Origin of the sequence: Nocardia sp. NBC_00508 (assembly GCF_036346875.1) — a bacterium.
In the GTDB taxonomy this organism is placed as follows: Bacteria; Actinomycetota; Actinomycetes; order Mycobacteriales; family Mycobacteriaceae; genus Nocardia.
In genome coordinates this window covers 6,771,025-6,783,412 of the sequence record NZ_CP107852.1, presented here as the reverse complement: position 1 = coordinate 6,783,412, position 12,388 = coordinate 6,771,025, and the positions used below count along the sequence as shown (strand labels likewise).

At 64.7% G+C, this 12,388-nt stretch carries 13 protein-coding genes; 9 read left to right on the top strand and 4 right to left on the bottom strand.

What is annotated here, in order from left to right:
- Positions 1-77: 77 nt before the first annotated feature.
- The 9 genes from pxpA to OHA40_RS30365 all read left to right on the top strand — a co-directional run bounded on the left by pxpA (position 78) and on the right by OHA40_RS30365 (position 8,815).
- The gene (gene pxpA / locus OHA40_RS30405; protein WP_330230264.1) at positions 78-827 is read left to right on the top strand and encodes a 5-oxoprolinase subunit PxpA; all 750 of its coding nucleotides are present in this window, start codon (positions 78-80) and stop codon (positions 825-827) included.
- The gene (locus OHA40_RS30400) at positions 824-1,075 is read left to right on the top strand and encodes an acetyl-CoA carboxylase (protein ID WP_330230263.1); all 252 of its coding nucleotides are present in this window, start codon (positions 824-826) and stop codon (positions 1,073-1,075) included. The genes pxpA and OHA40_RS30400 overlap by 4 nt, the downstream gene beginning before the upstream one ends.
- Positions 1,072-2,421, top strand: a complete 1,350-nt coding sequence (locus OHA40_RS30395) for an acetyl-CoA carboxylase biotin carboxylase subunit (RefSeq protein WP_330230262.1) — start codon at positions 1,072-1,074, stop codon at positions 2,419-2,421. The genes OHA40_RS30400 and OHA40_RS30395 overlap by 4 nt, the downstream gene beginning before the upstream one ends.
- Entirely contained in the window at positions 2,418-3,305 is an 888-nt protein-coding gene (locus OHA40_RS30390; protein WP_330230261.1) for a 5-oxoprolinase subunit B family protein, read from the top strand. The genes OHA40_RS30395 and OHA40_RS30390 overlap by 4 nt, the downstream gene beginning before the upstream one ends.
- Entirely contained in the window at positions 3,295-4,281 is a 987-nt protein-coding gene (locus tag OHA40_RS30385; protein ID WP_330230260.1) for a biotin-dependent carboxyltransferase family protein, read from the top strand. The genes OHA40_RS30390 and OHA40_RS30385 overlap by 11 nt, the downstream gene beginning before the upstream one ends.
- Before the next feature lie 4 nt (positions 4,282-4,285).
- Positions 4,286-4,474, top strand: a complete 189-nt coding sequence (locus OHA40_RS30380) for a tautomerase family protein (protein WP_330230259.1) — start codon at positions 4,286-4,288, stop codon at positions 4,472-4,474.
- Positions 4,471-5,520 (top strand): LLM class flavin-dependent oxidoreductase, encoded by a 1,050-nt coding sequence (locus tag OHA40_RS30375; protein ID WP_330230258.1) that lies wholly within the window; start codon positions 4,471-4,473, stop codon positions 5,518-5,520. The genes OHA40_RS30380 and OHA40_RS30375 overlap by 4 nt, the downstream gene beginning before the upstream one ends.
- A gap of 500 nt (positions 5,521-6,020) precedes the next feature.
- Positions 6,021-7,475 (top strand): NAD-dependent succinate-semialdehyde dehydrogenase, encoded by a 1,455-nt coding sequence (locus tag OHA40_RS30370; protein ID WP_330230257.1) that lies wholly within the window; start codon positions 6,021-6,023, stop codon positions 7,473-7,475.
- 749 nt (positions 7,476-8,224) lie between these two features.
- Positions 8,225-8,815 carry a TetR family transcriptional regulator gene (locus OHA40_RS30365; protein ID WP_330230256.1) on the top strand — a complete coding sequence of 197 codons (591 nt, stop codon included), beginning with the start codon at positions 8,225-8,227 and terminating at the stop codon, positions 8,813-8,815.
- On the opposite strand, the gene OHA40_RS30360 is transcribed toward OHA40_RS30365, so the two are convergent.
- The 4 genes from OHA40_RS30360 to OHA40_RS30345 form a co-directional block, all read right to left on the bottom strand.
- A complete protein-coding gene (locus OHA40_RS30360; RefSeq protein WP_442943847.1) occupies positions 8,812-9,054 on the bottom strand; it encodes a hypothetical protein in 243 nt (80 codons plus the stop codon). The genes OHA40_RS30365 and OHA40_RS30360 overlap by 4 nt on opposite strands.
- Positions 9,051-9,266 carry a transposase gene (locus OHA40_RS30355; protein WP_330234437.1) on the bottom strand — a complete coding sequence of 72 codons (216 nt, stop codon included), beginning with the start codon at positions 9,264-9,266 and terminating at the stop codon, positions 9,051-9,053. The genes OHA40_RS30360 and OHA40_RS30355 overlap by 4 nt, the downstream gene beginning before the upstream one ends.
- A gap of 310 nt (positions 9,267-9,576) precedes the next feature.
- Positions 9,577-11,388, bottom strand: coding sequence for an acyl-CoA dehydrogenase (locus OHA40_RS30350; RefSeq protein WP_330230255.1), 1,812 nt, complete (start codon positions 11,386-11,388; stop codon positions 9,577-9,579).
- 35 nt (positions 11,389-11,423) lie between these two features.
- Positions 11,424-12,371: an acyltransferase domain-containing protein gene (locus tag OHA40_RS30345; protein ID WP_330230254.1), complete on the bottom strand. Its 948-nt coding sequence runs from the start codon at positions 12,369-12,371 to the stop codon at positions 11,424-11,426.
- Between the last annotated feature and the right edge of the window lie 17 nt (positions 12,372-12,388).

Sequence of the window (12,388 nt, the reverse complement as noted above, 5' to 3'; positions counted from 1 at the left end):
CTTCGCTCACATGCAAAGGGGTTGTTCGTGATTGGCGATCGTCATAGGTACGAGCCGACCGAGAGGATGGTGGGCGGATGACCGCGTCGAGTGGGATTGAGATCAACTGCGACATGGGGGAGGGGTTCGGCATTTACCGCCTTGCAAACGACGAGCGGCTGATGGAATCCATCACGATGGCAAACGTCGCATGCGGTTTTCACGCGTCGGATCCTGCGATCATGCGGCGCACCGTTTCCCTCGCGGCTGAGCACGGCGTCCGGGTCGGGGCGCATCCCGGATTCCCCGATATGCAGGGCTTCGGACGACGCGTTATTCCGATGGAGGACGAGGAGCTGTTCGCGGCGATCGTCTACCAGGTGGGAGCACTGCAGGCATTCTTGAACATCGACGGTCTGCCGCTCTCCTACGTCAAGGTCCACGGCGCCCTCTACGGCCTAGCTGCGCGTGACGAGCGGGTCGCCGCCGTGATCGGCCGGGCGGCGGACGCCTTCGACGTACCGCTGATGGGTATGGCTGCCACGATGCACGAGGCGGTGTGGGGCGGACGTGCGCAGGGGTTCCTGGCCGAGTACTACGTCGACCTCGACTACGACGACGACGGATCCCTCATCATCACCCGCGAGCACGTCGCCTACGAGCCCGAACGCGCCGCGCAGGCCGCGGTTCGGGCGATCACCGAGCACACCGCGATCGCCCGGTCGGGCAAGGAGATCCCGATGCGTGCCGACTGCGTGTGCGTGCATTCCGACACGCCGAATGCCGCCGAGATCGCGACCGCGGTGTACGCGGCGCTACAGCCGTACCTCAGTAAGGGGATCGGATGAGTGCGTACGAAGTGGTGGCGTCGATCCCGGGCACGTTCTACCGTCGCCCGGACCCGGCGAGCGAGCCCTTCGTCGAGGAAGGTGCACATGTCTCTGCGTCGGACATGATTGGCCTGATCGAGGTGATGAAGACCTTCCACAACGTCACAGCTGGCACAGCTGGTGTTGTGTCGCGCTTCGTCGTCGCCGACGAAGAGGCCGTCGATGTCGATCAGGTATTGGTCGTGCTGGAGGTCGATGAACCGTGAGGCGACTGCTTGTTGCGAACCGGGGCGAGATTGCTGTGCGCGTGATTCGGGCGGCGCGAGACATGGGTATCGAGACCGTCGCCGTCCACAGCAGCGCCGACCGCGATGCCATGCACGTCGGGCTGGCCGACTCGGCGATCGAGATCGGGCCGCCCCCCGCGGTTCGCAGCTACCTGGACATCGCCGCGGTGCTCGACGCCGCAGCGCGCACCGGTGCGGACGCAGTCCATCCCGGCTACGGGTTTCTTGCCGAGCGGGCGGACTTCGCCCGTGCCTGTGCGGACCATGGGCTTGTCTTTGTCGGTCCCGGTGCGGAGACGATGGAGCTTCTCGGCGACAAGGTAGCCGCCCGCGCGGTCGCTACCGCAGCCGGGGTCCCGGTCGTTCCCGGCAGTGCGGGGCCCGTGGAGAGCGCGGCGGAGGCAGCGGCGATCGCTCGGGCTGTGGGGTACCCGGTCATGCTCAAGGCGGTGGGCGGTGGCGGTGGGCGCGGGCTGCGCGTCGTCAACGACGACGACGAGCTCGCAGGCGCGTTCGGCGTGGCGGCTCGCGAAGCGGGGGCGGGGTTCGGCGATCCGCGTCTGTACGTCGAGCGCTGCGTCGCGACCGCCTCCCACGTCGAGGTGCAGATCCTCGGCGATGGCACCCGAGTGGTCGCCGTCGGCGAGCGTGACTGCTCGCTGCAGCGTCGGCGTCAGAAAGTGATCGAGGAGGCGCCCGCGCCCCGGCTCGACCCGGTCGTTCGACCCCGCCTGAGCGAGGCAGCCGTGCGGCTCTGTGAGGCGGTCGGCTATCGCGGGGCGGGAACCGTCGAGTTTCTGGTGGACGCGCGCAGCGACGCCTTCTACTTCATCGAGGTCAACACTCGCATCCAGGTCGAGCATCCGGTCAGCGAGATCGTATTCGACGTCGACCTCGTAGCCGAGCAGCTGCGCATCGCGGCCGGCGGCTCGGTACGCCCGCTGTCCGCGGGATCGCGCCATGCGCTCGAGCTGCGTATCTGCGCGGAGGATCCAGCCGCGGAATTCGCGCCGTCGCCGGGCCGGATCGACGGCCTGGCCCTGCCTACGGGCCCGTGGGTGCGCGTCGACACCTGGATCGAGCCGGGAACCGTGGTGTCACCGTACTACGACTCGCTGCTGGCCAAATTGATCGTCTGGGGCCCGAGCCGTGCGACGGTTGTCCATCGTGCCAGGCGCGCGCTCGACGAGCTGCGGATCACTGGCATCAAGACCACCGTCCCGTTGCTCGCCGAGATTCTGCGCCAGGGGTGGTTCGAAGCGGGGGAGTACGACACTCTCATGCTCGAGCGGTGGCTGCAGACCCGTGAGGAGGTGGCGTCGTGACCACCGGCGGGATCCGCTACAGCTTCGGCGGTGACGAGTGGTTACTCGCCGAACTCGCGCCGGAGATGAGCTTCGTCGCAAACCTGCGTGCCACGGCTATCACGCGTCGGCTGAACCAGCGGCGACCGGAGGGAATTGTGGAGGTCTGTCCGTCCAACGCGTCCTACCAGGTCCGTTTCGATCCCGAGCGCCTGGACCCGCGGCAGCTGCTCGAGTTATTGCGAGAGCTGGAGGGCGAAGTCTCCGACGTGACGAAACTGTCACTGAGCACGCGCATCCTCGAGCTTCCCGTTTTCTACCGCGACCCGTGGACGCACGAGATCATGATGCGCTTCCGCGACTACCACCAGGAGCCGACGCTCACCGACAGCGAGTACGCGGCGCGCATCAACGGCTTCGCGGATGCCGACGAGTTCGAAGCTGCCCACACCGGTTCCCCGTGGTTCACCTCGATGATGGGCTTCGTCGCCGGCGTCCCGTGGCTATACCAAATGGTGCCGCGCGCACGCCAGCTCGTTGTCCCCAAGTACGTCCGTCCGCGCACCGCGACGCCGGCGCTCACGATCGGGCACGGTGGATGTTTCGGCTGCATATACTCGGTCCCCGGGGCGGGCGGCTTCCAGATGTTCGGCATCACGCCGGCCCCGATCTACGATCCCCTCCAGCGCGGCCCGGACTTCGCCGACTTCGTCGCGTTCTTCAGACCTGGCGACATCGTCAAATACCGCGCGATAGCACGCGACGAGTACGACGCGATCCGCGCCGACGTCGAAGCCGGGCACTACCGAATCCGGCAACACCCGGTCACGCTCGACGTCGGCGCGTACTTGGCGGATCCCGACGCCAGCAACGCCCGGCTGACGGGGGCGCTCGATGGCGATTGAGGTTATGGTCGGCGGACTGGCGAGCACCGTGCAGGACTGCGGCCGGTTCGGCTACTACCACGTTGGCATCCCGCCGTCGGGCGCACTCGACGACGTCTCCCTGGCGCTGGCCAATCGGCTGGTCGGGAATCCGCCCGATTCGGCCGGCATCGAGGCGGTCTACCTCGGCCCGACGCTGCACTTCGAGAGCGCCGGCGCGGTCGCCGTCACCGGGGCGCCGACCGAACTGCGCCTCAACGGCGAGGAAGCGCCGATGTGGGAGTGCCTCACGGTGCAGCCGGGTGACGTGCTCGCGCTGGGCAAGATCAAGCACGGGGCACGTGCGTACATCGTGCCGGCCGGCGGAATCGACGTTCCCGTCCTGCTCGGGAGCCGCTCGACCTACGGTCTGGGCGGGCTCGGCGGCCTCGACGGTCGGGTGCTGCGCGACGGCGATCGGCTCCCGCTGGGTGCGTCGGGCGCCGTCGTCCCTGGAGCCGCCCTGCGGGAACGTCTGTGGCCGACCTTCGCCACCGAGTTGGAGTTGCGCGTGGTGATGGGACTCTACGACCACCTGCTCACGCCTGAGGCGCGCGAGACGTTCCTGCGCGAAGCCTGGACGCTGACGCCACTCTCGGACCGCGTCGGGCTGCGCTACCGAGGCTCTGGGCTGCCGTTCGTCACGCGAGAGCAGCCGTTCGGTGCCGGTCAGGATCCATCGAACATCGTTGATGCCGGCTATCCGGTCGGCTCGATCCAGATCCCCGGGGGCGTGGAGCCGATCATCCTGCACCGGGACGCCGTGACCGGCGGCGGCTACGCCACGGTTGCCACGGTGATCAGCGCCGACCTGAGTCGGCTCGGGCAAGCGCGGCCGGGCAGCACTGCCCGGTTTGTCGCATTGAGCCCGCAGGACGCGCTGCAGGCACGCATCGAGCGCCGCCGGTGGCTCGCGCAAGCGTGTGACGAGATCGCCGTGCAGGCGAGAAAGAGGTGACGAGATGCCACTGGTGAGGATCGACTGGCTGCCGGGCCGAGGCCAGGAGCAGAAGCGCGAGCTGTCCGAGCTGATAACGCGCGAGCTGGCCCGCATCGGCCAGTGCACGCTGGATTCGGTGACAGTCATCTTCCGCGACGTCGCGCCAGGCGACTGGGCCGAAGGCGGGACACTCCTGGAGGACCGGCGATGAGATTCGGACTGATGTTCGGTTGTCAGACGCTCCCCGGCGCCGAGGCGAGCCTGGACCAACCCTATCGCGACATGCTCGACTGCCTGCCCGAGGCCGAGGCTCTCGGATACGCGTCGGTGTTCATGCCCTCCCATCACGCGCAGCCGGACGGTTGGTGCCCGAGCCCGCTGCTCGGGCTCGCCGCGGCCGCAGCTGTGACCGAACGCATGCGGCTGGGCACGGCGGTCCTGCTGCTGCCGCTGTATGCACCGGTCAAGTTAGCCGAGGACGTCACCGTGCTGGACAACCTGTCGGGCGGTCGCGTCGTACTCGGCGTCGCACCGGGGTACGTCTCCGACGAGTTCGCGCTCCACAATGTGCCGCGGGCCGAACGAAACGGCCGCTTCGAGGAGGCCGTGGACATCCTGGAAGCCGCGCTGAGCGGCGAGGAGTTCGCCTTCGATGGCCGCTACTTCCATGTACCGGCCACACGGCTCACGCCGCCGCCGGTGCAACGGCCGCACCCGCCGATCTGGTACGGCGTGTCGGGCGAACGCGCCCTGCGGCGTGCTGCCCGCCGAGGCTGCGTGGTCGTCGGATCGCCACGCCATAACCTCGACGAGCTGCGCGAGCACCGGCGGACCTATGAGTCCGAGGCGCGCGCTGTCGGTTTCGAGATACCGGAGCGACCGCTCGTTCGCGAGGTCTTCGTAGCGGAGACCATGTCCGAAGCAGTCCGGGTCGCCGGGCCGGGCATCGAGCATCAGTTCCGCGAGCTCTACGGGGCGAAGTCTCAGCAGGGCGAACGCATGCTGCGGACCGATGCCGGAACTGCGGTCGCTGACAAGCAGGAGGTCGACCTCGACGCGATCCGCAGCCGCCTGATCGTCGGCGACCCTGAGCATGCTATCGCCCAGCTGCGACAGCTCGAGGCGCAGCTCGGCATCACCGAGACGATCTGCTGGATGCACCTGCCGGGAGTGGACCGTGATCGAGCTATGGCGTCGGTCCGCCTATTCGCGGAGGAGGTCATGCCGGCGTTCTCCGACATGGGAGGCAGCACATGAGCATTCACCGCCACCATGCGTCCAAGCCGGTTCTCGCGGGTGCGATCAAGCCGACTCACCTGGCGCCGACGTGTTGCTCGCCCTTTGTCCCGGGCGCCGCCCCGCCGCTCCCGATCACGGGGCAGACGCTGGCGGAGTGTCTCGGTGTCAGATCCGAGAGAAGCGGACACTCAACCTGTTGCGTGCCCGCGTGTATCAAGTCCGCGCCGTGTCGCCCTAATGGACGGGCTGGCAGCTCGGCAACGTCACTGAACTCGAACAGATGGCCGGCCACAATCGAGGGCGGGGATGCAGTAGCGGTCGGCCGCCATGCAGAACGCCACGTCGTTGGCGCATATGCGGTCGCGGTCGAGATGCTCTCCAAATCTGAACTCGAGTCGACGTAACACCGGTCCGCATCGTGAGCACAACAATCCTTCGAACTATCAATCTCGTCACACCAACTCAGCGCGGCCGCGCGCGGTCCCGCGCGTTCTGTGCAATATCGGCAGGAGCACACGATGCACGACATTGCAGGATTCCTGGAGTCCCTTCCAGTCCGGCTGTGGATCGACGGATCAGAGGTACCGGCCCGTGACGGCAAGACCTTCTCCGTACACAACCCGGCCACTGGAGAAGTCCTTGTCGATGTCGTCGACGCCACTCAGTGGGACGGAGACGCCGCTCTGGATGCGGCAGCCGTTGCTCAACCGACCTGGGCGGCGACACCGCCGCGTCGCCGTGCCGAGATCCTTCACCGGGCATGGGAACTTGTGGAATCACGTGGTGACGAGTTTGCGCTTCTCATTACACTCGAGATGGGCAAACCGCTAGGGGAAAGCCATGCTGAAGTGACCTACGGTGGCGAATTCCTTCGTTGGTTCTCTGAAGAGGCGGTGCGTATCAACGGCCGCTACACCCGTTCTCCGACCGGCAACGGCCGTATTCTCGTCACGCGGGAACCGCTCGGAATCACGCTCGCCATCACACCGTGGAACTTTCCGTTGGCGATGGGGACACGCAAGATCGCACCGGCGCTGGCCGCAGGGTGCACCGTTATCGTGAAGCCCGCCCAGGAGACACCGCTCACGATGCTCCTGCTCGCTCAGGTCCTCGCCGATGCTGGACTACCCCCAGGCGTTCTGTCGGTGCTACCAACCTCTTCGCCGGCGAGCCTGACCGACCACATGCTCACCGACCGTCGCCTGCGCAAGATCACTTTCACTGGATCCACGCGCGTGGGGAAGCTCCTTCTGTCCCAAGCAGCACGCGGAGTTCTGCGGACATCGATGGAGCTCGGCGGCAATGCACCATTCGTGGTGTTCGCCGATGCAGATCTTGACGCCGCCGTAGACGGCGCCATGGCTGCCAAGATGCGTAACAACGGCGAAGCGTGCACGGCCGCCAATCGCATCTATGTCGAAAATTCGATACGAAGGGAGTTCACTCGACGCATCACCACACGCATGCGGAACCTCGAAGTCGGTGCAGGCTACCGGGCCGAAAGCCAAGTAGGGCCGCTGATCTCAGCCGACCATCGCGCAAGAGTCGCCGAGCTCGTCGACGATGCTGTATCCACTGGGGCGGTCGTGACAACTGGCGGCAAACCAATCGAGGGTAGTGGCTACTTTTACGAACCGACCGTACTGGCGGATGTCCCTGCCCATGCACGAATACTGAAAGAGGAGATCTTCGGACCAGTCGCTGCAATCGCGGGCTTTGACGGCGACGAGCAGGGCATTTCGGCCGCGAACGATACCCAATATGGACTAGCCGCTTACATCTACACGTCGAGCTTGGACCGTGCACTCCTGATGTCAGATGCCCTGGAAGCCGGAATGATCGGGATCAATCGCGGGATCATCTCCGATGTTGCCGCACCTTTCGGCGGTGTCAAACAATCAGGCCTTGGACGTGAAAGCGGATCAGAAGGCATCAACGAGTACCTCGAGACCAAGTACATAGCACTTCCCTAGACGGTGCCTCACGTCGCTGATTTCGCCGGCTTCTTGTGGCAGGTCAATGCCGCAGCGCGAGTTCTGAGCGCTTCGACATCGCTGGTGTGGCGGCCGAGATGCTAACGGACAGAGGGATTCCCACGCGATAGGAGAGTACGTGGATCTTCGAGCCGGATTTGCCGCCAGTCGACCAGCTCGGCCCGGTCATGGATCCCCCTATATGACCGGCGACGGTCCAGCCCCGCACGCGGCGGGAGTGCTCGTCTTGGATCGCGCACAGGAACATGTCGCACTCGCCGCAGGTCAGGTCGGTGATATCGGTCCGACGACCACCCGAGATCGGGACGGCTGCGGTCGAGGCGGCGACCGGCCAGGTCGGGCGGGAATTCCGCGACTGGATCGACCACAGCGGTGGGCTTGAACGAGCGTGGGCTGATGCCCTCGATTGCGAGGTTGGATGTTCACTATTCAGGGGAGCCCCACAGTAGCGGCGCGTATCCACATTCGAGGATGCTCCCGACCTTTCCGACCGAGACGGACATGTATACACCCACGCCCATCTGGCCAGAACGCCTCGAGAGGCAGACATGGCAGGAGATGCTGATGCCACCCGTAGCCGAATTGAGCACCGTGTCGGCCGCCACCCAAGGCGATGCGTGCCGCGACAACATACTGACACCGATGGGCAGACGCGCCGGTATGTCAATTGCCGCCCGCAGCATCTGTGCCGCTACGCTGTACACACATCTCCGTACAACCTGGGCAGGGTGGGCGCCGACATGAGTCTTCGTGAGCGTAAGAAGGCGCTGACCAGGGCGGCTGTCGAGGACAGCGCGATGCAGCTTTTCCGAGAACGCGGATACGACCTCACCACCATCGACGACATCTGTGAGGCGTCACTGATCTCCCGTCGCACCTTCTTCCGCTACTTCACGTCCAAGGAAGACGTGCTGCTGGCGCGATTTCGCGAACACCTCACGGAGGCGGCCAGCTTTCTCAACAGCCGTCCTGCAAAGGAGCCGATCCCAGATTCCCTGTTGGCGCTCTGCAACGAGCTCACAGCTCGCTACTTTGACAACAACCCCAACCAAGTCAACGCGCTCCGGATTATTCAGGAGACCCCGGCACTGACCCTCGGTCACCTACAGGCGTTGAACAACTTCGAGAAGCTGCTGCGCGACTTCGTCGCCAGCCGCACCAAGAAAGAACCGGATGCGGTGCAGGTGCGGCTTCCCGCCGCCGCCGCCGTCACAGCCTTCCGGGTGGCGATGGAAGCCTGGCTTGACAGCGATGGGCGCCAATCCCTCCGGCGGCTGGCGCGGAACAACCTTGAGCTGCTAATCGGCGACTGGCACTAGGTCGGGTCTCCCAATGACTTGAGCCATTCGACGATGAGGGCCAGGACGAATCCGGCTCGGTAGGTGATCGCGAGCTTGTCATAGCGGGTGGCCACCGCGCGCCAGTGCTTGGCTTTGTTGAAGGCACGTTCGACGACGTTGCGCCGTTTGTAGGTCTCGGTGTCGAAGCTCGGTGCCCGCCCACCAGCGCGGCCCTTGCGTTTGCGATGGGCGACCTGATCGCGGCGTTCAGGAATCACGGTCTGGATGCGTTTGCGGCGCAACAGACTTCGATTCGACGCTGCGGATAGGCGCGGTCGGCGATCACCACATCGGGATTGCGTCGGGGTGGGCCGCCATTGAGGCGGGGCACCGCGACCGCGTCGAGCAGCGGCGGCAGCAACGGTGAGTCGTTGGTCTGCCCGGGTGTGAGCAGCACAGCCAGGTCGTGACCGTTCCCATCGGCGGCCAGATGAACTTTGGTCGTCAGCCCGCCGCGGGAGCGCCCGATGGCGTGATCGGCGGGTTCATAGCCCCGCGACCATGATGCACGATCAGCCCTGCTGCGCAGGGCTGTTCAATCAATGCCATTGGGAGACACATGGCCCGTCCCCACTAAATGAGACCACCTGATCTGGCCCCCGCTCAGGAGGCCGCGTCATCGGGGACCGGTCATTGTGGGTCAACACTATTGCCGGTAAGCAAAGCCTGCCTCGGAGAGGGTTCGAGCTGCCCTGAGCCCTCGTCGTTGTGTTGGACGGCCTTCGACCGATCGCGTCAGGTCAACGACACAGATCAGGAAAGTCGAACACTCCTACTAGGTCTGCGATGTGGGGTTCCAACTCGTCACAAAGTCCCCGGCGCCGACTCCAGACGCGGTCGAGCAGATCTGGCGGTACGAGCCGCATATCCATCAGTATGGCCGCGCGGTCCTCGATCCACGCCAATCCGTACAGACGAAGTAACCGGCCTACTGGATTCGGAGCAGTGTCGTGCACCGCAGACAACAACTCCAGAAGGAGACGATCCGCATGCACGGATGCCGCAGTTCGAGCAAGGGTGAGATTCTCGTTCCATGCGGTGAATTCATCGGCTCCTCCGTTACGGCTGGTTTCGAGACTGATGACAAGTCGTCGTTGTAGCTCGTGCTCGGCTGCGCGGGCCAGCGGGAGCCAGGTCGATGGTTCGGTAAGGTCCGCAGTGGAGGCGATGGCCGGTTCGGGGGCGGGCGGCTGGTAGCCGTTCAAAGCGGCCATACCATGTGCGGTGTCCAACAGGATGAGACTGTTGTCTCCGCCTGCGGCGGTGTATGCATGTGCCCAGCCATGGAAGGCGTTGAGCCGATTGTAGGCGGTGAAGCCGTTTGCGCCGCAACATGCTCGGCACCGCTCGACGATGTCAGCGCAGGTGCGAGTCGCGATAACTTTGAATAACGGCAGCTCGCGGTCTACGGCAGACCACGGCGCCCAGATCGCTTCGCTTGCATGATGTGCACTCTGCGCTGGGCGCCTTCCCGTCGTGTGATTGGCGACGATCGCCAGCACGTATGCGGATGCCACAGCGCCGAGCCGCGTCTCCTGGACCGGACGATACCGGCCAAGTGGTTGAGCCGGGGCCAGCCGACCCATCGTCACGTGGTCTTTGACGTGCGTGTGCAGTATCTGAGCGGCGCCCTGCGTTACGCCGGCACTCGCGGCGATTATGCTGCGCCACACGAGCGGGGCTCCGATACTCATCGTCCTGGTCCGGCGAGCGTCGACGTCACGTTCGGGGTCGTGGAACCCGCCGTGTGCATCTAGGGTAGCGCCGTCGGGCAGCCACGTATGGAAGGGAATGCGCATCCGGTTGAAGCGCACGTATGTATAGTCTGATGCGAGCGCGAATGAGTCCGGGGCGGCCGTCAGCTCCACTCCGGGGGCCACGGTCCCGTCCGGCCCGCGCAGTGAAACGATGAACACGAACATCCCGCGTTCGTGACCGTCTACGACAAGCTGTGCATAGACGGCGCCTGTCTTGGCGACGGCCGGATGTCCGGTGTTGTTAGGGAATTTCGCAGCATCGCCATCGGGTGTGTCCAGAACGAAATCATGGTTGGCCGGGTCGAACGTGGCTCGCGTACACGGGTGCAGGTGACTGTTACTGCGGCGCGAGCTCTCGGTTATCAGTGCGGCACCGAAGGATGCCATAGACTCCAGGTCGGATCGGATGTCGCGCAAGCCGTTTCGCTCAGCGTCGGGATCCGACTCCAGGATCGGCGCCAGCACCAGTGTGTAATGCACCAGGCAAATATGGAACATCACCGGATCGGCCACCGCTAGCCGGGTCAGCAGTGCGGCCAATGCGCGTGGGTCCCTGATCAGTTCTTTGGCGGGCGGAGCTGATCGGCCCGCCGCCCGCGATCGTACGTAACACAGGCTCAGGCGCTCGTGCTGCGCCATGCCATCGGGCCAGTAGAATGCAGAGTCAGGAACGGCTTTGTGCAGCCACTGCACCACGTCCGGCGAAGACTGCGACTCCAAACCCGCGAAAAAAAGCCGTAGGTCGGCCACGAGGGACGTAGCCGAGGATTTGCTTCCGGGGTGATGTGCAGTCATCTAGAACTCCAGTTTTCTTCACCGGCCGCAACCTGTCAGCCGAAGTCCGGACAAATTTCGGTCAGCCATGAAAGACTGCCGTTCAGTGGTGCAAGCGTGCGCGATTCGGGCCTTGTGGCTTGGACGCATCGGCATAAGCTGTCGCCCACTCCGAGCTCGATGAAAAAAGGCGCACGGTCAGCCGCGACCATATCCAATATCTCCGGAAGATAGACGGGTTTGGTCACACAGTCGGCCAATGCGTCATAGAGATCATCGCTATCGGTGTATGCACGACGCCGAACCGGCGAGAACACCGGAACCCCCAAGGGACGGTGGGGTATCCGGCGCAAGCCCGCCCGGAACCGCTCGGCAACAGCCTGAAGCTCGGGATGGTGAGAGGCGTATGGCACAGGAAGCCTGACCAGGCGGGGACCGACTGCACTCCGCGACAGGAGAGCGTCGACGGCATCCATCGGTCCACTGACAATCGTCTGCTGTGGAGTATTGACGCAGGCGACTACCAGGTCCGAGCGCCCGAGGTCGGCGAGCATCGACCGCGTCACGCGTTCCGATGCACACACCAGCACCATTGCGCCCTTACCTTCAAAATCTTTGAATGCGGAATTCAGAGCATCGACCGCCCGGACTCCGTCCGATACGTCGAAAACACCGGCGCATACCAATGCTGCAATCTCACCGAAGCTCTGGCCGACTACCGCATCGGGACGTACGCCCACCGTCGCGAGAACCCTCGCTAGAACCACAGATATTGTATAGTTGGCGATCTGCGGAACACCCGGTCCGAGCGGTGCTTTCCAGTCTTCTGTCAACAGAATATCTCGAACTGCCGTGGCCGATCCCTCCGCCGATTGTTCGACCTCGTCAAGAAGCCCGTCGACCTCCCGACGAACACTTTCAGCCGTCCGATACAAGCCGAGTAACGCTCCCCGGGGATCGCTCCCTTGGCCGGGTACAAGAAAAATGAAAGGATTGGATCGCATATCGGTTCACCGCCTCG

Bases quoted from the DNA above. Each gene is read 5' to 3' on its own strand.
- pxpA (WP_330230264.1), top strand. From the start codon at position 78: ATGACCGCGTCGAGTGGGATTGAGATCAACTGCGACATGGGGGAGGGG.
- OHA40_RS30400 (WP_330230263.1), top strand. From the start codon at position 824: ATGAGTGCGTACGAAGTGGTGGCGTCGATCCCGGGCACGTTCTACCGT.
- OHA40_RS30385 (WP_330230260.1), top strand. From the start codon at position 3,295: ATGGCGATTGAGGTTATGGTCGGCGGACTGGCGAGCACCGTGCAGGAC.
- OHA40_RS30380 (WP_330230259.1), top strand. From the start codon at position 4,286: ATGCCACTGGTGAGGATCGACTGGCTGCCGGGCCGAGGCCAGGAGCAG.
- OHA40_RS30375 (WP_330230258.1), top strand. From the start codon at position 4,471: ATGAGATTCGGACTGATGTTCGGTTGTCAGACGCTCCCCGGCGCCGAG.
- OHA40_RS30370 (WP_330230257.1), top strand. From the start codon at position 6,021: ATGCACGACATTGCAGGATTCCTGGAGTCCCTTCCAGTCCGGCTGTGG.
- OHA40_RS30350 (WP_330230255.1), bottom strand. From the start codon at position 11,388: ATGACTGCACATCACCCCGGAAGCAAATCCTCGGCTACGTCCCTCGTG.
- OHA40_RS30345 (WP_330230254.1), bottom strand. From the start codon at position 12,371: ATGCGATCCAATCCTTTCATTTTTCTTGTACCCGGCCAAGGGAGCGAT.